The sequence below is a fragment of the Paenibacillus sp. FJAT-26967 genome, from assembly GCF_001541095.1.
In the GTDB taxonomy this organism is placed as follows: domain Bacteria; phylum Bacillota; class Bacilli; order Paenibacillales; family NBRC-103111; genus Paenibacillus_F.
Genome location: NZ_LMXH01000001.1, coordinates 1,152,170 through 1,170,681, shown reverse-complemented (window position 1 = coordinate 1,170,681; position 18,512 = coordinate 1,152,170). Strand labels below are relative to the sequence as shown.

The window sequence follows — 18,512 nt, the reverse complement described above, 5'->3', positions numbered from 1 at the left end:
TTCTAATAGACATACGGACGCACCGGACTACGGCAGAAATCACGGCCTTAACATAAACAAAAACTCCCGCCGGCAAGGCCGGCAGGAGTCGAGTCAGAGGTATAACCAGAGTTAGACTGCTAGGAAACATTCCATATCTTTAGACAGTGAATTTAGACAAGGTATCTTTAAGTGAATTTGATAGATTCTCCAGCCTGTCCGAGAGTCTGACAAGATTCTCACTGATACTGAGCTGTTCTGTACTGAGTGATGCCACTTCTTCCGATGTGGCCAGCGATTGCTCGGCTACGGCACTGACGTTAGTCATCGCATCCGATAACACGGCCTGGGATTGATCCAGATCCGTGATGGATTCCGTTACATCGTTCAGGCGCTCGATGAATTCACTCATGTGATTTTGTACTTCTGCAAAAATACCATCCGCTTCTTTGACAGCGCCGATCTGCTGATTAAACAGCGGGTACGCCTTATGAAGCACTTGGACAGTCTCGTCAATCTCCCGCTGAATGGTGTCTGTAATTCCTGCGACTACATCAATCGAATGCTTCGACTGGTCCGCCAGTTTGCGGATTTCATCCGCTACTACCATGAAGCCTTTTCCGGATGCTCCTGCTCTTGCTGCTTCAATTGTCGCATTAAGTGACAAAATATTCGTCTGCTTCGTCAAATTGTGCAGCATCTCCAGAATTTTACGGATAGAACGCGTACTTTCCTTAAGATTATCGACTTTCTCCACCATGGAACGGGTCATCACTTCCGTTTGTCCGGTCTTATCTCTCAATTCTTCCATGTATTTCGTTCCTTGCTCTCCGGAACTGCGTACTTCTGAGGCTGCCGTGCCCATCTCCAGGTTAGCCGCGATCATCAGCTGCATCTTCTGTCCGATATGATAGGTCAACTCGTTGCCGCGTTCCGACTCCGTAGCCAGACCTGCTGCGCCTCCCGAAATCTCATCCGTTGCAACAGCGATTTCCTTGGCTGCGATTGCCGTGATTTTTGATGCATTGGCAACTTCGGATGCCGTATTCAGAACCTCTTGAGCAGATTCGTTCGTTTGACGGACCAATGCAGTAATTTGCTCCATCATCAGATCAAAGTTGTTACCTAGTCTTCCGATCTCATCCTTGGTCTTCAGACCGGTTCTGACATTCAAATTCCCTTGGGCACCTTGCTGCATAAGTCCGGCCATATCTGACAATGGTCTTCCGATCATCCGGGCCACAAAAAGTCCGATCAGAGCCGCAATAATGGCCGCCACTATCGCCAGATTCAGCGTGATGTTAAAAATAACATCCGCATCTTTAACAAGTTCACTAATCGGCATACTGCCAATCAGGTACCAGCCCGTACTTGCGAATTTAGCATACACATTCGCCATACCTCCATCCGCAGACTGAAAATCACTGGAATCGACCTTCTGCTGTTCTTCTGTTAAGACAGTCGATGATACGGACCCGATCTTATTGGCTTCATTTGTAAAAACGAGTTTGTTCGATGCATCTGTGATTAACATTGTACTGTTCTCACCTAAATGAATGAGATTTAATTCCTTACTGATGACAGAAAGCGGAATTTCCATCACAATGATTGCCAGCGGTGCTGAAGAAGTTGTTGAGTTCAAATAGCGCCCCAGGGCAAGGGTCGGCTCGCCGCTAAGATACCCTTCCGGGAGTGTCGGCATCCACAAAGCCTGCCCCGAAGTTTTGCTCAGTTGTTTGAACCATTCCTTATTTGTAATCTCTGCTCCCGAAGTGTTGAAAGAGGAACCGTTTGTATTGATCATAAGCCCGTCTTTCTTCAACAAAGTAATACTCTTAATACCCTTATTGGATAAAGTATACGTATCTACTTTCTCGCTTACTTTCCGGGAAGCCTCCAGCTGCTCATATGTACCTGGTTGTACATCTCTTAGAATATTAAGTTGGGATTGCAAGTCCCTGTCCAGCATCATCTGCATAGAAAGATCTTCAAAACTGCGGAAAAGAAGATCCATTTTCTGCGCCGCCTGAATCATAGTTTGTCTGGACGCCTCACTGACCTTGTCACGCAGCATCCCTTTTGATATTTGATACGATGTGATCCCTACGGTAAGTACAAAAAACAAAATACTGACAATAAAGATTAAGAACAGCTTCATGCCGACCGATCTGGCTGGATTCACTATCTTTAGACCAGAGGATGGTCGGTTCTGCACAGGCGGCAGGTTGTCCGGCTTCGATGCTGATGAACTTTTTTGAAAGCGTTCTCTGACCCTGCTGTAAGTCTTTTTAATTTTTTCGTTCATATAGATCACCATCCAATTCGTTTTAGGAAAAAAGACTCAAGCCGAACCCTTTAATTTCCATGTATTCTCTATAAATTCAACAAGTATGAACAAAATCCTCTCTGGAAGATGACAAATCACCTATAGAATGTCGATTTTATGTATCGCTAGACCTAGTAAACAAAAAAAATAACACTTGACAGATTCTGCCAAGCGTTATTTGTAGGTAATCGGCTATTTAAACAGGGTTATCGCGATTTTTTGCGCATGAGATCCAGAGGCTTAACGGGTTGTTCCGTTCGAATCCGGATCAACTGCATGGGGTGACGAGCCGCATCCAGTTCATGGCCTTCTTCATCATGAATTTGTTCAACCCGCTGCTTGAAAAAAGTCCCTCCCGGTCCGAAAAATTCTACTTCAGCACCGGGTTTGAAATAATTCCGCTGCTGGATGAGTGCGGTCGAAGCCGCTTCGTCATATTCAACCACAAGTCCTACGAAATCGTAAATAGCGGCTTTATCTTCCGGTCCGTAAATATGGTCCTCATGGTCCGGAACTTCATAGAAGAATCCTGCATTGAGAGGACGATTGGCGGCTTTATTAATCTCTTCCTGCCACACTCTTTTAATTTCAAATCCATCGGGATCTTCAAAATAACTATCGATAGCTTGACGATAGGCATTTACCACGGTCGCAACATAATGAACACTCTTCATGCGGCCTTCGATTTTAAAACTGTCAACACCCGATTCAATCATATCTGCCACATGGTCAATCATGCACAAGTCTTTGGCACTCATCATGAAATCGTCGTCTTCCTCTTCATACAGCGGGAAATCCTGTGCGAGCGGGTCGGATAAAGGAGCTCCCTTCGCATAGAGACGATACCTCCAGCGACAGGACTGGCAGCAGCCCCCGCGGTTCGAATCCCGGTCCGTAAAATGATTGGACAATACGCAGCGGCCCGAATAAGAACTGCACATGGCGCCGTGTATGAAGGCTTCGATTTCCACATCGACATGCTGCTTGATTTCATCAATCTCTGTCATGCTGACCTCGCGGGCCAGAACGACCCGCTCAATTCCTTCTTCTTTCCAGAACTGCACAGTCTGCCAATTCATTACGGACTGCTGTGTACTTAAATGAACCTCCATTTTGGGAGCGACACGTCTTGCGGTATCAATAATCAGCGGATCTGCTGTAATAATTGCGGCAATTCCGGCCTTTTCAAGCTCCTGCAAATATTCGTCCAATCCCTCGATATCTTCATTATGCGCGTAAATATTCGTTGCCACAAATACCTTGGCGCCGTAACGGTTCGCAAATTCGACCCCTTCACGCATTTCCTCAAAAGTGAAGTTATCTGCACTCGAGCGCAGACCATACTTTTGGCCGCCTATATATACGGCATCTGCTCCATAATGAATCGCGAATTTCAGCTTTTCCAAGCTTCCGGCTGGAGCCAGAAGCTCAGGCTTGTCCAAACGGACACGTTTACCACGGGCCCTGGTTTCCACTGCAGCTGCGGCAGTACTCATGTTGCTCACCTCAATATACTTGTTCTTTGTAGAAAAATCCGAAAGACAGTTCCCGTTCAGGATCCTGTAAACGGCGAATCGCATCCAGCCACTCTTCATTAAAGCTGTACGCATCCGGATCAGCAGCATACAAATCAATTGCCGTGCGATAGGCACGAATAACTGTCTCTATATATTCCGTTGATTTTAATATCCCTTCAATTCTCAGACTGTCGATATCGGCAGCTAACAGTTCATGAAGATCTTCAAGCATACATACGTCATCGGAGCTCATCACATGAGTTCCATTTGGATCTTCATAGATAGGAAATCTTTCTTCGAGACGTTCCTGCTCAATTAAGAAGAGGCCATTATGCATAGACCGGTCGATAGCAGCTGCATCTTTACCCAAATGCTCAAAATAATTGCCGAGCAAATTCCGCTTGGAATGATAAATATTCGTCATTCCGTGCACTTGAACTTGAACCTCCAGCTTCGCTCCACGTTTAAATTCAAGTATTTCCTCCAGATTCAGCTCACGAGCAAGCACAGCGCGTGCCGCTCCTCTTGCCGCCCAGTAGTTAGCCGACCTGTAATTCGTTACCGACATCTCGGCATTCCAGTGAAGTCTCAGCTGGAGCCCGTGAATCCGTACGATACGCAGAACTGCCGGGTCACCGTACACAATGGCATCTACCTGCAGCTCGGCAAGTTTTTTGAGATAGTCTTCTACCCTGGCGATTCCCTCGTTATCGAATACATTGTTCACGGCAACATAAATTCTCGCGCCGCGCTCATGGGCAAGCGGGATAAGGGATGCCAGCTCATCAATCATGATATCGCCTGACAGACGCAGACCGAACGCTGCTTCTCCGACAAGAACAGCGTCCGCCCCGGCATCAATGAATTGGATTACTTCTTCTGCGCTCCCTGCTGTTACGAGCAGTTCCGGCTTTTTTCTCATCGTGCTCACCTTCTTATTTCGCGTTTTTCTCTGTTTGTTTGCTCTTTTCAATATTCTCCAAGTGTTTCTTGTATGTTTCGCCGAATAAATGACCCTTGCTTCCATCCTTTTTAGTTACATAATAAAAGTAAGAGGACTCTGCCGGGTACAAGGCGGCTTTAATGGAGGAGAGGCTGGGACTTGCGATCGGTCCCGGAGGTAGTCCGGGATTTTTGTACGTATTGTACGGACTCTCGATTTTAAGATCACTTTCGAACAACCGCTCTTTCTGCTTGCCGAGCGCATATTGCACTGTAGCATCAATCTGCAGAGGCTGCTTAATTTTGAGCCGGTTATAGATCACACTGGCCACAATCGGACGTTCCTCTTCGAGTACCACCTCGCGCTCAATGAGAGAAGCGACTGTCATCATCTGATGAAAAGTCAACCCGCTCTGCTTCAGCTTGTCCTGCCAGTCTGCCGGTAAGCTGTCTACCCGCGTCTGCAGCTGCGCGATCATCATGTCAACCAGCTTCGCTTCTGTAGCATCCTTCGGAACCTCATAAGTATCCGGGAAAAGATAACCTTCCAGCCTGTGCTTTAATTTGGCATCGGCGGGAATGGAAGCAAGAATCTCCCCTCCGCTGCCGGGCTTGTATTCTTCTGCGGCCTTGAGGAAGGCCTCCGTATCGAGCTTCAGCTGTTCATCTACTTTTTCCGCAATTTGCGGAATAGTAAAGCCTTCGGGAATGGTTAACCGGTTATTCTTGGAAGGTTGTCCGCTGTTCAGCAGAGCAATCATTTCATCCGTCGTCATTCCCGGTTTAACGGAGTATTCTCCCGCCTGGAAGCGGCCGCCTTCCTTTTTCCATTTTACGTAATAGGTGAAAATAGACGCATTGCGGATCAAGCCCTCTTGCTGCAGCTTGGCCGAAATATTCTGGATTCCATCACCCGGCACCACTTCAAAAACTTTTTCCTGCTCAGAGGCCTCCACAGGCTGGAGTTCGCCTTTTATATAGTAAGCAGCTGCTGCTGCACCGCCTGCCAGAAGCAGGACCAGGATGAGCAGTACAGCAAAAATGCGTTTTAATCGTGATTTAGGACGCTCCATATTTCCCTCCAAAACTCTAATAGTCGCTGATCTGCATGAAAAAGAGCGGATTTGACTCCGCTCGGGTTTACTTCAGTTTTTAAGGTTCATCTTGTTCAGGAAAAGAGAGTTCATCGTAAAGCTCGGAGATCGTTTCCCATTCATCCTCATCCTCGATGGTCTCTAGCTCCATTTCGCCCGTCTCACTCTTCGATACGCGAAGAACGGAAATTTCCCCGTCTAACTTCATATCTTCCGACTGAAGGATGGCGTAATGGTGCCCTTCGTGAATAAGCTCGGTCAAGATGCGGTAGACGACAGACTCGTCTTTTTCATCGAATAAAATAATATCATCTCCGAATGAAGTCCGCAACTCGGTCGTCTGATTTACACTCATGCTTCTTCCTCTTCTGCCATTAGTGTATTAAACGTTTCTTCAACGATATTCCATTCTTCTTCGTCATCAATGGTGTACAGCTTGAGGTCGTCACCGTTATCATCTTCCTCATAACGGAATGCATAGACTTCATCGGAATCCTCATCGTCTTCGACCGGCACAACCATCATATACTTCTTCTCGGAACCATCCACTTCGAATTTCATGATGACCTCGAATTCTTCTTCGTTGCCCTCATCATCGGGGATATAAATAATTTCTGCTTCCTCTTGCTGAAAATCCTCTTCTTTGGCCATGGTTCCATCACCTCATCGTTTAGAGTCCATATATCCTTGCAGAATCAGCGCAGCGGCGATCTTATCGACAACCTGCTTACGCTTCTTCCGGCTAACGTCCGCCTCCAAAAGAGTGCGGGTCGCGGATACCGTTGTTAGTCTTTCATCCCACATGCGTACGGGTAATGCGAACGCTTCCTCGAGCTGGCCGGCGAATTCTTGGCAGATCTCTCCCCGGGGCCCGATTGTGCCATTCATATTTTTGGGGAGGCCGACCACGATCTCCGTCACTTCGTACTCCCCAATTATCCGTTTCAGGTGGTCAAAATCTCGCACTGGACTAGTTCTTCGAATGACCTCGACGCCCTGTGCCGTCAGACCAAGAAGGTCGCTGACGGCCACGCCGATTGTTTTGTCACCATAGTCGAGGCCCATTGTTCTCATACTTCTAACTCCTATGCCGGCCATCTACCGGTTTGGGAGAAGGCCGTTTATTTATGCTCCTTGAGATAAGAGCGTACCAATTCTTCGATCAGTTCGTCGCGTTCCCGCTTACGGATCAAGCTTCTTGCATTGTTATGCCGGGGAATATAAGCCGGGTCCCCAGACAGCAAGTAACCGACGATTTGATTGATCGGATTGTAGCCTTTCTCCTGCAGAGCATCGTAGACGGTCAAAAGCACTTCTTTGGGCGATGTTTCGATCTCATCCGCTTTGACATTGAATTTCACTGTTTTGTCCATAAAATCCATGAAAGGCACCTCCAATGTTTCACATTTCAACTCTATCGGCTGCATGTTGCAAAAACCTGCTACTGTCATATATTCTCTACGGGACGAAAAATTCCTGTTCCCTGCTGAAATTTTATGAAATTTGTCCGGTTACAAGCGCTTCTACACCATCCAAAGCTTCCTTAAGTTTGGAGGCATCTTTGCCGCCAGCCTGAGCCATATCCGGTCGTCCGCCGCCTCCGCCGCCGCATTTGGCAGCCGTTTCTTTGATGAGCTTGCCGGCGTGGAGCCCTTTGGCCACCAAATCCGGAGTAACCGCAGCTACCAGGTTGACTTTGTCCCCTGCGGCTGCACCAAGCACGATAACAGCCGAGCCCAGTTTCACCTTCATCTCATCCACTATGCTGCGCAAGGATTCCATGTCGGATGCGTTCACTTCTGCAGCAAGGACCGGTACGCCGGCCACTTCTTTCAGGCGGCCTTCCAGAGCACCCGCCTCGATGCGGCCCAGCCTTGCCCGCAAGGATTCATTCTCGCGGGAAAGATCCTTCATCTGCTGAAGCGTGCCTTCCAGACGTTTGGGCACGTCGCCTGCGCCGGATTTCAGAATGCCTGCCGCTTCTTTCAGCAACTGGAGCTGACTATCCACATATTCATATGCATTGCGGCTTGTCGCTGCTTCGATCCGGCGGATGCCGGAACCGATCCCGGATTCGCTGATGATCTTAAAAAGTCCGATCTCGCCGGTACTTTGAACGTGACAGCCTCCGCATAACTCGAGGCTGTAATCGCCGACACGTACAACCCGTACGATGTCACCGTATTTCTCGCCGAATAGTGCCATGGCCCCCATTTCCTTGGCTTCGTCAATCGCACGAAGGGAAATGTCTACCGGCGTATTCGCCCAGATTTGAGCGTTGACGCGGCGCTCTACATCTTGCAGCTCTTCCGGCGTAATGCCGCCGAAGTGCGAGAAGTCGAATCGCAGCCGGTCGGGCGCCACCAGCGAGCCAGCCTGATTCACATGGCTGCCGAGCACTTCCTTCAGCGCCTTGTGCAGCAAATGCGTCGCCGTGTGATTACGCACGGTTTCTCCGCGCAGCGCCTCGGTTACTTCGGCGGTAACATCCGCACCTTGGCTAAGCACACCCTGCTCCACCGTTACGCTGTGCACATGCTGGCCATGAGGGGCCTTGCCGACCTCATGCACAACAAGGCGTACACCTTCACCGGTAATGATACCACGATCCGCTACCTGGCCGCCGCTTTCCGCATAGAAAGGCGTTCTGTCAAGAATGACCTGGCAAGCCTCACCCGTACCCACGGTGTCTACCAGCTCATTCTCATGAATGACTGCCACAATTTTGGCTGGAACTACCAATTCAGTGTAACCAACAAATTCACTTTTATCCGTCAAATCAGAGAGAGCCCCGCCTTGAATTTTCATGCTGCCGGCATCACTGCGGGCAACACGGGCACGCTGCCGCTGCTCTTCCATAGACGTTTCAAAACCTTCACGATCCACAGCCAAACCCTGCTCATTGGCGAAGTCTTCCGTTAAGTCCACTGGAAAACCGTACGTATCGTACAATTTAAAGGCATCAGGTCCGCTAATTGCACGGCCGCCGGCCGCACGTGTACGTTCCACCATATCCGAGAGGATCGAAAGTCCATCAGACAACGTCTCGTGGAAGCGTTCCTCCTCGATGCGGATAACCTTGCGGATAAACTCCTGGTTCTCCACCACTTCCTGATAGTACTCACCCATAATTTCGCCGACTACCGGAACCAGTTCGTAAAGGAACGGCTTATCCATCCCGATTACTTTGCCGTATCGGACCGCGCGGCGCAGTAAACGCCGGATGACATAGCCTCTGCCGTCATTCGTAGGCAGGACGCCGTCCCCGATGGCAAAAGCTACGGTACGAACATGATCGGCAATGACTTTTAGCGCCACATCGGTTTCTTCATTCTCGTGATATTTCACGCCCGCAATACGGCAGGTTTCCTGAATAATAGGCTGGAAAAGATCGGTATCGAAGTTCGAATCCACATCCTGCAGAATGGACGCGAATCTTTCTAATCCCGCTCCTGTATCAATGTTCTTGTTAGGCAGCGGGGTGTAGCTTCCATCCTTGTTATGGTTGAACTGGGAGAAAACAAGATTCCATACTTCCAGGAAACGCTCATTCTCCCCGCCCGGCCAGCACTCGGGATCGCTGAGGTCGCCGTATTTGTCGCCTCGGTCATAGAAGATCTCGGTACATGGACCGCAAGGACCTTCACCAATGTCCCAGAAGTTCTCTTCCAGCTTATAAATACGCTCCTCCGGCAGTCCGATTTTCTTATTCCAGAATTCGAAGGCCTCTGTGTCTTCCGGATAGACGGTAACGGAAAGACGCTCCGGATCAAAACCGATCCATTTAGGATCTGTAAGAAACTCCCATGCCCAAGTGATGACTTCTTCTTTGAAATAATCCCCGATCGAGAAGTTGCCGAGCATTTCGAAGAACGTATGGTGACGGCGAGTCTTGCCTACGTTCTCAATATCATTGGTGCGAATACATTTCTGCGCATTCACAATCCGAGGATTCTCAGGAACCACACGACCATCAAAGTAAGGTTTCAGCGGAGCCATTCCTGCATTAATCCATAAAAGGGATGGATCGTTATGAGGCACGAGCGACGAGCTCGGCTCGATTTTATGTCCTTTACTGGCGAAGAACTCCAGCCATTTGGAACGAATTTCACTTGCTTTCATTGCAGATTAAGCCTCCGTTTATTAGTCAGAATAGAGTCGGGTTGAAACTCGTTGAAGCAGCCGGAAGAGGTCGTTCACCTATTTATCCGCCAGCAGGAAAAGACGAAACATCTCCTCCGGAAACAAAAAACGCCCCTGTCATTAACAGGGACGAATGATTTCGCGGTACCACCCTGGTTATTGCACAGGCAGAATCCTCGACTCTCCCGTACAATCTCCTCGATTGCGGACGATAACGGATCCGCTTCCGTTGGGCTTCACCCACACTCTGAAAGGAGCGTTCGGCCATCCTTCATTGAAGGTTCTCTCAGCCGCCGTCAAGGCGAAACCTTCTCTCTGCAAATGGTCTATGGCGTACTGGTTTTCTTCAACGTTTTATTTATTCAACCTTGTTTAAGGTTTAAAGCTATAAGTTCATGCAGTTACAGAAAATTATAGTTCATTTTTGGAAACAATGTCAACCGGGCCTTTAGAGGACAGAAGGAGGCCGGCCCCTTATTTATGGAGAGATAATCCCTATACCTTATCACACAAAAGCATCTTAAAGTACTTTGCGTAGTTCCTTTTGACTGTCAGCATCCAAAGAAACAATACTCGCAATTTCAATCCTTCTGCCCCCGGAATCCGTGAGAAGCAGCCTGTCTTCTCCCTGCTTGATGAGATGCTCGTGTAAATTGGGCAGGATCAGCTGCTCCGGTCCGAACTGCGTTTGAAATTCCCACAACCAGCCGGATGTTCTCTGCTTGATCCGCTTGATTCCTGTAACACGGGGCATGAGATAACGCAGCCTCAGCTCGTCCTCCACGACTCCGCGGCTGGCCGGAACCAGTTGTGCCGTATCCCGGATCAGCCCGATCTCATCACCGCCCTGCGATTGGACAGAGATGTAGCGGTCCGGCTCCGAGAAAGGAAAGGAACGGAACAGGAGTACTTCCTCGTAAACTTCCCCTCCGTACGAAAACCGAAGCAGCCCGCCGGCAGTCCGTTCGAATATGCATAAAGCGGCATTAAGCATCAAAGGCTCATATGATGTCGGCAGTTTCTTCACGCTCCTTCATCAGAACGGTCTCGCTCTGGGCTTTGACCAGTTTGTAATAGATGCCCTCTTGTTGCATCAGTTCTTGATGGGTACCTGTCTCCGCCATAAGGCCTTTGTCGATAACGACTAGACGATCTGCGCTGCGGAGGGTGGACAGTCTATGGGCAATCGCAAACGTTGTACGCCCCTTGATCAGACGGGCAATCGCTTCCTGAATCAGCCGCTCCGTCTCGGTATCGACGGATGCTGTCGCTTCGTCGAGAATAAGAATCCGGGGATCGTGCAGAATAGCGCGGGCAATCGCGACCCGCTGCTTTTCCCCGCCCGATAACCGGTGTCCCCGCTCCCCTACACGGGTATCATAACCATCACTCATACGAACGATAAAATCATGTGCATTGGCAATCTTGGCTGCCCGGATAATTTCAATGGGAGAAGCTTCCGGTTTCGCATAAGCGATATTCTCCGCAATCGTTCCATCGAACAGAAAAGTCTCCTGCAGCACAACTCCGATTTGGGCGCGCAGGCTTTCTTGGCTGAGCTGCGTGAGAGGAATCCCGTCGATGCGGATCTGTCCCCGGTCCGGGTCATAAAACCGGCAAATCAGATGGATGAGAGTCGATTTCCCCGCTCCGGAATGACCGACTAATCCGATCATCTCACCCGGCTTCACATCAAGGGAAATATCCTTCAGAACCGGCCGGTGTTTCTCGTAGCCATAGGTGACATGCTCGATCCGGACGGAACCTTCGATCCGTCCGGGAAGAACCGCATCAGGCAAGTCCGCAACTTCCCTGGGCGTGTCGATGATTTCGAATACGCGCTCCGCGGCGGACATTGCACGATTCGTCCAGCTGATCGCCTGGGTAAACCATTGAAGCGGTCCGAAGAACATCGTCAGATAGACGGTAAATGCCATCAGCGTCCCTAAAGTAAGACTTCCGTCTACCACTTGCAGTCCGCCGTAATACCAGACGATAACACCGCCGATTCCCGTAATAAGCATAAAAAGCGGAGCCGCCGCCTGCCACAAACTTTCCATTCGGATGGTCTGCGTCATCAGCTCGCTATTTGCTTCCCGGTATCTGGCCTGTTCTCTTTTCTCACGGCCAAAAGCTTTGACTACCCGGATTCCTTGGAGAGAATCTCCGACTATGGTATTGATCGTCTGGATTGCGCGCCACTGCTTGTACCAAAGGCGCCTGACCATCGGCCAGAGAAACCAGACTCCGATAAGCAGCAGGGGTGTAGGAAGCAGTACTAGCAAAGTAAGCTTCCAGCTGAGTGAGAGCATCATCGTCACAATCGCTATCACGGTAAGCACCTGGCTCGCTACAAAAATGACACCTTCCGTCAGAAACTGCCTCATTGCATCTGTATCCTGATTTAATCGCCCGATAAAAGGCGCAGTCTGACGCCGGTCATAGAAGCTGAGCGACTGCTCGGTCAGCGCTTCATATGTTTCGCGGCGGATATCGTTCATCATGGAGGCGCCTACCTTCACGCCGATGTAGCCGCGCGCAATTTGCAGACCGGTCAGCAGGAGGCGCGAGGCGAGAAGCGCCGCTGCCCATACGGTCAGCATCTGCACGGCGCCGCCGGGCTGAAGTACTTCGTCGACGATAATTTTCGTGACGAAGGGAGGAACGAGCTCAAGCCCGACAGCGATGAGCAGGAACAGCGCCGCAGCGGCCATACGGCCCCGGTAGGGGCGCGTGTAGGCAAGCAGGCGGAGAACGACTCGCCTGCTGCCTTTAGCGGCCGGCCGGGCAGCTTGAGCCGCTGTGCATGCGTGCCCCGCTCCTGCGGGCACCGGCTCCCCGCAGACGGAGCAGCTGCCGGGAGAATCCTCTTCCGGCCCGGCCGCGCCTTCAAGCAGAAGACCGGCCGAATATACGGCCGTCTCCACCTGCTTGGAGCAGGCTGCGCTGTAGCGGGCAAGCACCGTGCCGCCCGCGGACGTATCGGCGATCAGCAGACCACCGCCCTGCGGTGCAGCCTGCGTACGGATACCGCAGACGTCCGCGAGAGCAAAGCCGAGTATGCAGCTGCCGTCCTCTTCATACACGGCTAACCGCCGGGATGTAGCGACGAACCAGCGCTCCGCAGGCATCCCCGCTTCGTCCAGGTCAGTCCTGGCCGCTGCAGGCGGCGCCCCTTCGCAGTCGGCGCTGCGGCTTACTGCATCCGGCAGAGAGGCCGTTTCACTAACGAGATCCTTCTGAGCCATAAGTTTCCCCTCTTCATCCGTAACGGATACGATCTAGTAATACGACCTGGAGTTTATATACATTGATCGTACCGTATAGGAAGCCGTCAACGCAAGCAGGCGGAGAGACCTTCGTGACACGTACAGGAAGCAGCTGCTTCCGGTTATTTTTCCGAGGTGAATGCTAACTAACCAGACATAATCAATGACCCGGCTCCACTCCCTTTAGACAGTCCGCCTGTGTATGTAGTAAAGAAACAGATGCTGGATGATTACTTTCATAACGGCAAAGAACGGGACGGCCAGAATGAGTCCAAGTATCCCCGCGACCTGTCCCCCGACCAGAAGAGCAAAAATGATAAGCAGGGGATGCATATGCAGCGTACGGCCTACAACTTGCGGAGAAATAACATTTCCCTCCAAGATTTGCACAATGGTATTAACCATAATAACCAGCAGAACCATTTTGAACGAAACGGTTGCCGCCATAAGGACAGCAGGAGCTGCGCCGAAGAACGGGCCCATATAAGGAATAATGTTAAAAACCGCGACTAACCCGGCCAGTAAGATTGCATAAGGCATGCCGATCGCCCAGTAGCCTATGTAAGCAAGAACCCCGACGATTACACAGACCAGAAACTGGCCCCGGATGTAATTGCCTAATGCGGTATCGATATCGACCAGCACTTTAACGATCTGTCTGCGGCGGGACTTGGGCACAACCGCAAGGACGGTTTTCTCGATCAATTGAAAATCCTTAAGCATATAGAAAGCCAGGAACGGAATAATGAACGCCATCAGCAGCATACTGATCGTGCTTCCAATTCCGTGGATGGTGTCGGATATTTTGAGGGAAATGGTTTTCTGGAGTTTGAAAATCGCATCATGTATACCTGTACGTACCGTATCCGGCAAAAGCTGACTGCTGTTCATTCCGTCCACCAGCGATTGCGCGCGAATCGTCATTTCGGGAATGTGCTCGTTCAGCTCGCCCAACTGCTTCACAAACATAGGAGTCACATTCATAAAAACCACCGCCGTCGAAGTGAGAAAAACGGCATAGATCAGAAGAACCGCGAACGTACGGGGAACTTTGCGTGTGCTGAGTAGATTCACGACAGGATTTAGAACGTAAGAAATAATTAAGGCAATCAGAAAAGGAGCAAACACCGCCTTTAAAAAGCGGTAAACGCCTCCTAGAATAGGTTGAATCTGCAGCACGAAATACAAAACGAGCAGACCGAGCAGTGTATAAATCAGGGCGGCAAACCACCCGCTTTTCAGAAATTGGTTCATCGTCCCCACCCTTGCTGTAGTAGTCGATCCTTCTCTTGTAAGTATATGTACAACCCGTCCGGAATAATCCAAGCCCGCAGTGGTCAGCCACGAGACTCCATATAAGCGATCTGCATAAACCTTAATACGCTTTCTCACCGCAATTAAGTACACTTAAGTACCCCGCAGAACCTGCGGGCACAAAAAACACCGCCAACGGAGGAACAAGCGTAGAAGCTCGTCCTTCTCTGTGGCGGTGCGTGTTCTTCAAGTATATAACATGCCGTCCTTACTGGACATGCATTTGCGGCATTTCTTCTTCAAAAAACAAATCATCCAGCGAGCTTAGCGTACCGTCTTCTTCCACTTGATAGACGGACATTTTCTCACCGTTAACGGCCAATTCAATAAAGCAGCCCCAGCAATAAAATTGGTGGGATCCGATTTTGCCGATATCCTTGGAATTGCAGTTTGGACAACGCATCATTTGCAACTTCACCCTATTCTTCTTTAGATACGAAGATTTCATCCACTTCCAGCCGGGAAGTAAGCGGAACGATCACCGCATCCTCCCCAATGGTTAACGATACCGGCAGCGGAAGCCATTTGCGACCTTCCTTCAAATCGGATACGAAACCTTCAGACAGTTCAAAACCTACTATCTTTGTACCCAATTTTTCAAGCAAATAAACGTCCTCAATGACACCTAATTGATGGCCATTCACCGTCACAACCGGCAATTCCTTCAACCGGTGTTTGCCGCCATGGAAAGCGGTCAAACCCAATTCCTCAGCCTCTGCCGAATCTCGTATACAGCCCGCATCCTCTATCGTCAAGGCATCCGGGCCGCAAGCTAAGATGTCGTCTGCATGAATATAACGACAGGAAGAGAACCAATGTTTCGCGTCAAGCAGTATGCCGAGGACCGTCCACTCCTGATCGAACAGAAGATCCCGGACTGTTCCGACGCGTTTGCCCGTGGCAATGCACAGGACGGATAAACCTATAAGATCTCGGGCCTTACGCAAAGTATGCTGCCTCCTTGGCGACAGATTAAAATTCTGCCTCAGGGGCCCGTCCCTTTTAATTACTTACGAAGCCGCTTCACAATGGTTGCGGTTGTCCGGGCCGCCGTTTGAATTTGGTCTATAGAGTTCCCCAAACCAAAACTAAACCGCACAGCCGAACCGGATACAGATTCTGGAAGCTGCATAGCGCGGAGTACATGCGATAATTCAAGCGATCCGGATGAACATGCAGAGCCGCTGGCGGCTGCAATTCCTTCCAAATCCAGATTCATCAGCAGCGTTTCCGTGTGAACACCTGGAAAGCTGACATTGTAAATATACGGCACACCATGCTCGGGATTTCCGTTCACGACAAATCCGTCCGGCCCCAGTTCTTCATGCAAAACAGCGTCCATGGACCTGCGGCAGCTGATCGCCAATTCTTTGTAATTATCGGACATTTTGTTATAAATTTCCAGCGATTTCGCAAAACCGACTATTCCGGCCACATTTTCTGTGCCGGCTCTCTGTCTGCGTTCTTGGGACCCGCCTAGTATTTGCGGGATGAGATGGAGGTGACGCGAGTTGTAGTACAAAGCTCCTACACCTTTGGGCCCGTTAATCTTATGGGCTGAGAAACTCATCAGATCCACCTGAAGCTTCGACAAATCTATCTTAATCTTGCCGAGCGCTTGGACGGCATCTACATGAAAAGCAATGCCGCGGCTTCTTGCAAGCCGGCCGATTTCTTCAATCGGCTGGATCGTGCCGATTTCATTATTCACGTACATCACGCTGATCAGCACCGTCTCCGGACGAATGGCGCGCTCAATATCCTCTATTCGGATAAGACCGGTCATATCTACTGGGAGATAAGTAACATCGCAGCCCATTTTCTCCAAACGTCCGGCCGGATGCAGTACTGCATGATGTTCTATAACGGTTGTAATCATATGCGGACGCTGTCCCTTATGAGACTTTACCACCCCGTACAGCGCCGTGTTGTTGCTTTCGGTTCCTCCGCTCGTAAAAAGCAAATCGGCTGGCGAGCAGCCGATTACCGCCGAGACGGCAGCGCGCGAACGGTCAAGCGCTGTTCTGGACGCCCGGCCGTAGCCGTGAATGCTGGAAGGGTTACCGAAATGTTCTGTATAGTACGGAATCATCGCCTGCAGCACCTCCGGGTGGAGGGGCGTTGTCGCAGCATGATCAAGATAAATTGCCATGTGAGTCACCCTATCAAATGTAGAACATATAATTGTCGCGCTTATTGTCTTCCTGGTACGAAATCAGTGAAGCAAGCGTCGTCGAGTCCAGCACATCCGCGATGCTGTCACGGATACGTATCCATAAATCACGTTTGGCCGGGTCATCTTCTTCCGTAAAATCGACGGGGGAAATCGGACCCTCCAGGACCCGGATCACTTCACCGGCTGTGATTTGCTCGGCATTCTTCGAAAGAATGTATCCGCCGTATGCTCCGCGGATGCTTTTGACAAGGCCGGCGTTTCGCAGCGGTGCTACGAGCTGCTCCAAATAATGCTCGGAAAGCTGGTGCTTCTCGGCAATACTCTTAAGAGAGGTCGGACCTTCTCCGAAACGGTTTGCAAGTTCCATCATTATGGTTAGGCCATAGCGCCCTTTTGTAGAAATTTTCAATTTCACACCTCTTCTACCTTGTGCTGATGAGTAAAAACATTAGCTTCAGGGTATCCTATTTCTCTATTTTTCATTCATTCCATTTTGCCATATTCCTTTCTATGTTATCATAATTCCGATTATTTGGGTTACAAAACCATGACATCTTCATGAAATATTTTATCTTTTAAAAAAGAACGCTATAATGAGAGGAACCTGCATGTTAACCTTATGTTGTTGCAGGACATTTTTCGACAAGAAAGGAACAATTCCGACTATGAACAGCAAGAAACGAATCATTCTCGGAATGTCGGGCGGGGTAGATTCATCCGTTGCAGCGCTTCAGCTTAAAGAGCAGGGCTACGACGTCATCGGCGTTTTCATGAAAAACTGGGACGATACCGATGAGTTTGGCCACTGCACCGCAGAAGTGGATGCAGAAGATGTTCGGAGAGTCTGCGATCAGATCGACATTCCGTTTTATACGGTAAATTTTGAAAAAGAATATTCCGAGAAAGTATTTCAATACTTCCTGGATGAATACAAAAACGGCCGGACTCCAAACCCCGATGTCATGTGCAACCGGGAAATCAAATTCGGCGAATTTCTGCAAAAAGGGCTGGATCTGGGGGCCGATTATATCGCTACCGGGCACTATGCCCGTCTGGAAAACCGGGACGGAGAGTATGTCCTCCTGCGCGGCAATGACGCTAACAAGGATCAGACCTACTTCCTGCATGCCCTGAACCAATACCAGCTGTCGAAGACGATGTTCCCGATCGGACATCTTCCCAAACCGCAGGTCCGCGAACTGGCTGCTGCAGCAAACTTGGCTACGGCCAAGAAGAAAGACAGTACAGGTGTCTGCTTTATTGGAGAACGGAATTTCAAAGAGTTCCTGAGCCAGTACCTGCCGGCACGTCCCGGCGACATCCAGACGCTGGAGGGCGAAGTCAAGGGGCGCCACGATGGGCTTATGTATTACACCTTGGGCCAGCGCCAAGGACTCGGCATCGGCGGTTCCGGAACAGGCGAACCCTGGTTCGTCGCCGATAAAGATCTCGAACGCAACATCCTTTACGTCGTTCAGGGAGACAAGCATCCGCGTTTGTACAGCAAAGGCTTGTCGGCTACCGATGTGAACTGGATCAGCCCGCGCAAGCCTGAGGGCACCTTCACATGCACCGCTAAGTTCCGCTACCGCCAACCGGACCAGGGTGTCCGGGTCACACTGGGGGCAGATGGAACTGCGGAGGTCGTCTTTGATCAATTGCAGAAGGCTGTCACCCCCGGGCAATCGGTTGTCTTGTATGATGGCGATATCTGTCTTGGCGGAGGAATCATCGACAAGATCCATCGTTAGG

General features: G+C 50.1%; 17 protein-coding genes. 1 reads left to right on the top strand and 16 read right to left on the bottom strand.

The features are described 5' to 3' along the window. Positions 1–139 precede the first annotated feature (139 nt). From AR333_RS05115 to AR333_RS05040, 16 genes are all read right to left on the bottom strand, one after another. Positions 140–2,284, bottom strand: a complete 2,145-nt coding sequence (locus tag AR333_RS05115; protein WP_068774215.1) for a methyl-accepting chemotaxis protein — start codon at positions 2,282–2,284, stop codon at positions 140–142. Between the two features lie 227 nt (positions 2,285–2,511). Next, positions 2,512–3,801 (bottom strand): U32 family peptidase, encoded by a 1,290-nt coding sequence (locus AR333_RS05110; RefSeq protein ID WP_068774214.1) that lies wholly within the window; start codon positions 3,799–3,801, stop codon positions 2,512–2,514. A gap of 10 nt (positions 3,802–3,811) precedes the next feature. Continuing rightward, on the bottom strand, positions 3,812–4,744 hold the full coding sequence (locus AR333_RS05105; RefSeq protein ID WP_068774213.1) for a peptidase U32 family protein: 933 nt from the start codon (positions 4,742–4,744) through the stop codon (positions 3,812–3,814). Positions 4,745–4,757: 13 nt separating this feature from the next. Next, on the bottom strand, positions 4,758–5,837 hold the full coding sequence (gene mltG / locus AR333_RS05100) for an endolytic transglycosylase MltG (protein ID WP_068774212.1): 1,080 nt from the start codon (positions 5,835–5,837) through the stop codon (positions 4,758–4,760). A 79-nt stretch (positions 5,838–5,916) separates the two neighbouring features. Further along, positions 5,917–6,213 (bottom strand): DUF1292 domain-containing protein, encoded by a 297-nt coding sequence (locus AR333_RS05095; RefSeq protein ID WP_068774211.1) that lies wholly within the window; start codon positions 6,211–6,213, stop codon positions 5,917–5,919. Next, the gene (locus AR333_RS05090) at positions 6,210–6,509 is read right to left on the bottom strand and encodes a DUF1292 domain-containing protein (RefSeq protein ID WP_068774210.1); all 300 of its coding nucleotides are present in this window, start codon (positions 6,507–6,509) and stop codon (positions 6,210–6,212) included. The genes AR333_RS05095 and AR333_RS05090 overlap by 4 nt, the downstream gene beginning before the upstream one ends. 12 nt (positions 6,510–6,521) lie before the next feature. After that, a complete protein-coding gene (ruvX, locus tag AR333_RS05085) occupies positions 6,522–6,932 on the bottom strand; it encodes a Holliday junction resolvase RuvX (RefSeq protein ID WP_068774209.1) in 411 nt (136 codons plus the stop codon). A 47-nt stretch (positions 6,933–6,979) separates the two neighbouring features. Continuing rightward, positions 6,980–7,240: an IreB family regulatory phosphoprotein gene (locus AR333_RS05080; protein ID WP_009676594.1), complete on the bottom strand. Its 261-nt coding sequence runs from the start codon at positions 7,238–7,240 to the stop codon at positions 6,980–6,982. Between the two features lie 112 nt (positions 7,241–7,352). Further along, positions 7,353–9,980 carry an alanine--tRNA ligase gene (alaS, locus tag AR333_RS05075; protein ID WP_068774208.1) on the bottom strand — a complete coding sequence of 876 codons (2,628 nt, stop codon included), beginning with the start codon at positions 9,978–9,980 and terminating at the stop codon, positions 7,353–7,355. A gap of 541 nt (positions 9,981–10,521) precedes the next feature. Continuing rightward, on the bottom strand, positions 10,522–11,028 hold the full coding sequence (locus tag AR333_RS05070; RefSeq protein WP_253735724.1) for a DUF1854 domain-containing protein: 507 nt from the start codon (positions 11,026–11,028) through the stop codon (positions 10,522–10,524). Continuing rightward, on the bottom strand, positions 11,003–13,249 hold the full coding sequence (locus AR333_RS05065) for an ABC transporter ATP-binding protein (RefSeq protein WP_068774206.1): 2,247 nt from the start codon (positions 13,247–13,249) through the stop codon (positions 11,003–11,005). Before AR333_RS05065 ends, AR333_RS05070 begins: the two co-directional genes overlap by 26 nt. A 204-nt stretch (positions 13,250–13,453) precedes the next feature. Then, positions 13,454–14,524, bottom strand: a complete 1,071-nt coding sequence (locus AR333_RS05060) for an AI-2E family transporter (RefSeq protein ID WP_068774205.1) — start codon at positions 14,522–14,524, stop codon at positions 13,454–13,456. 268 nt (positions 14,525–14,792) lie between these two features. After that, the gene (locus AR333_RS05055; protein WP_068775131.1) at positions 14,793–14,990 is read right to left on the bottom strand and encodes a hypothetical protein; all 198 of its coding nucleotides are present in this window, start codon (positions 14,988–14,990) and stop codon (positions 14,793–14,795) included. Between the two features lie 13 nt (positions 14,991–15,003). After that, positions 15,004–15,531 (bottom strand): PRC-barrel domain-containing protein, encoded by a 528-nt coding sequence (locus tag AR333_RS05050; protein WP_068774204.1) that lies wholly within the window; start codon positions 15,529–15,531, stop codon positions 15,004–15,006. 59 nt (positions 15,532–15,590) lie between these two features. Then, complete coding sequence (locus tag AR333_RS05045) at positions 15,591–16,736, bottom strand: cysteine desulfurase family protein (protein WP_068774203.1); 1,146 nt, start codon at positions 16,734–16,736, stop codon at positions 15,591–15,593. A 13-nt stretch (positions 16,737–16,749) separates the two neighbouring features. Then, complete coding sequence (locus AR333_RS05040; protein ID WP_068774202.1) at positions 16,750–17,169, bottom strand: Rrf2 family transcriptional regulator; 420 nt, start codon at positions 17,167–17,169, stop codon at positions 16,750–16,752. Between the two features lie 256 nt (positions 17,170–17,425). Here AR333_RS05040 and mnmA point away from each other — a divergent pair, with 256 nt between their 5' ends. Then, entirely contained in the window at positions 17,426–18,511 is a 1,086-nt protein-coding gene (gene mnmA / locus AR333_RS05035; RefSeq protein ID WP_068774201.1) for a tRNA 2-thiouridine(34) synthase MnmA, read from the top strand. Position 18,512: the final 1 nt, after the last annotated feature.

What these genes read in the sequence shown, in the direction of transcription:
- AR333_RS05090 (WP_068774210.1), bottom strand. Translation starts at nt 6,509, where the DNA reads ATGGCCAAAGAAGAGGATTTTCAGCAAGAGGAAGCAGAAATTATTTAT.
- mltG (WP_068774212.1), bottom strand. Translation starts at nt 5,837, where the DNA reads ATGGAGCGTCCTAAATCACGATTAAAACGCATTTTTGCTGTACTGCTC.
- AR333_RS05110 (WP_068774214.1), bottom strand. Translation starts at nt 3,801, where the DNA reads ATGAGTACTGCCGCAGCTGCAGTGGAAACCAGGGCCCGTGGTAAACGT.
- alaS (WP_068774208.1), bottom strand. Translation starts at nt 9,980, where the DNA reads ATGAAAGCAAGTGAAATTCGTTCCAAATGGCTGGAGTTCTTCGCCAGT.
- ruvX (WP_068774209.1), bottom strand. Translation starts at nt 6,932, where the DNA reads ATGAGAACAATGGGCCTCGACTATGGTGACAAAACAATCGGCGTGGCC.
- AR333_RS05045 (WP_068774203.1), bottom strand. Translation starts at nt 16,736, where the DNA reads ATGGCAATTTATCTTGATCATGCTGCGACAACGCCCCTCCACCCGGAG.
- AR333_RS05080 (WP_009676594.1), bottom strand. Translation starts at nt 7,240, where the DNA reads ATGGATTTTATGGACAAAACAGTGAAATTCAATGTCAAAGCGGATGAG.
- mnmA (WP_068774201.1), top strand. Translation starts at nt 17,426, where the DNA reads ATGAACAGCAAGAAACGAATCATTCTCGGAATGTCGGGCGGGGTAGAT.
- AR333_RS05065 (WP_068774206.1), bottom strand. Translation starts at nt 13,249, where the DNA reads ATGGCTCAGAAGGATCTCGTTAGTGAAACGGCCTCTCTGCCGGATGCA.
- AR333_RS05105 (WP_068774213.1), bottom strand. Translation starts at nt 4,744, where the DNA reads ATGAGAAAAAAGCCGGAACTGCTCGTAACAGCAGGGAGCGCAGAAGAA.
- AR333_RS05060 (WP_068774205.1), bottom strand. Translation starts at nt 14,524, where the DNA reads ATGAACCAATTTCTGAAAAGCGGGTGGTTTGCCGCCCTGATTTATACA.
- AR333_RS05115 (WP_068774215.1), bottom strand. Translation starts at nt 2,284, where the DNA reads ATGAACGAAAAAATTAAAAAGACTTACAGCAGGGTCAGAGAACGCTTT.
- AR333_RS05095 (WP_068774211.1), bottom strand. Translation starts at nt 6,213, where the DNA reads ATGAGTGTAAATCAGACGACCGAGTTGCGGACTTCATTCGGAGATGAT.
- AR333_RS05055 (WP_068775131.1), bottom strand. Translation starts at nt 14,990, where the DNA reads ATGATGCGTTGTCCAAACTGCAATTCCAAGGATATCGGCAAAATCGGA.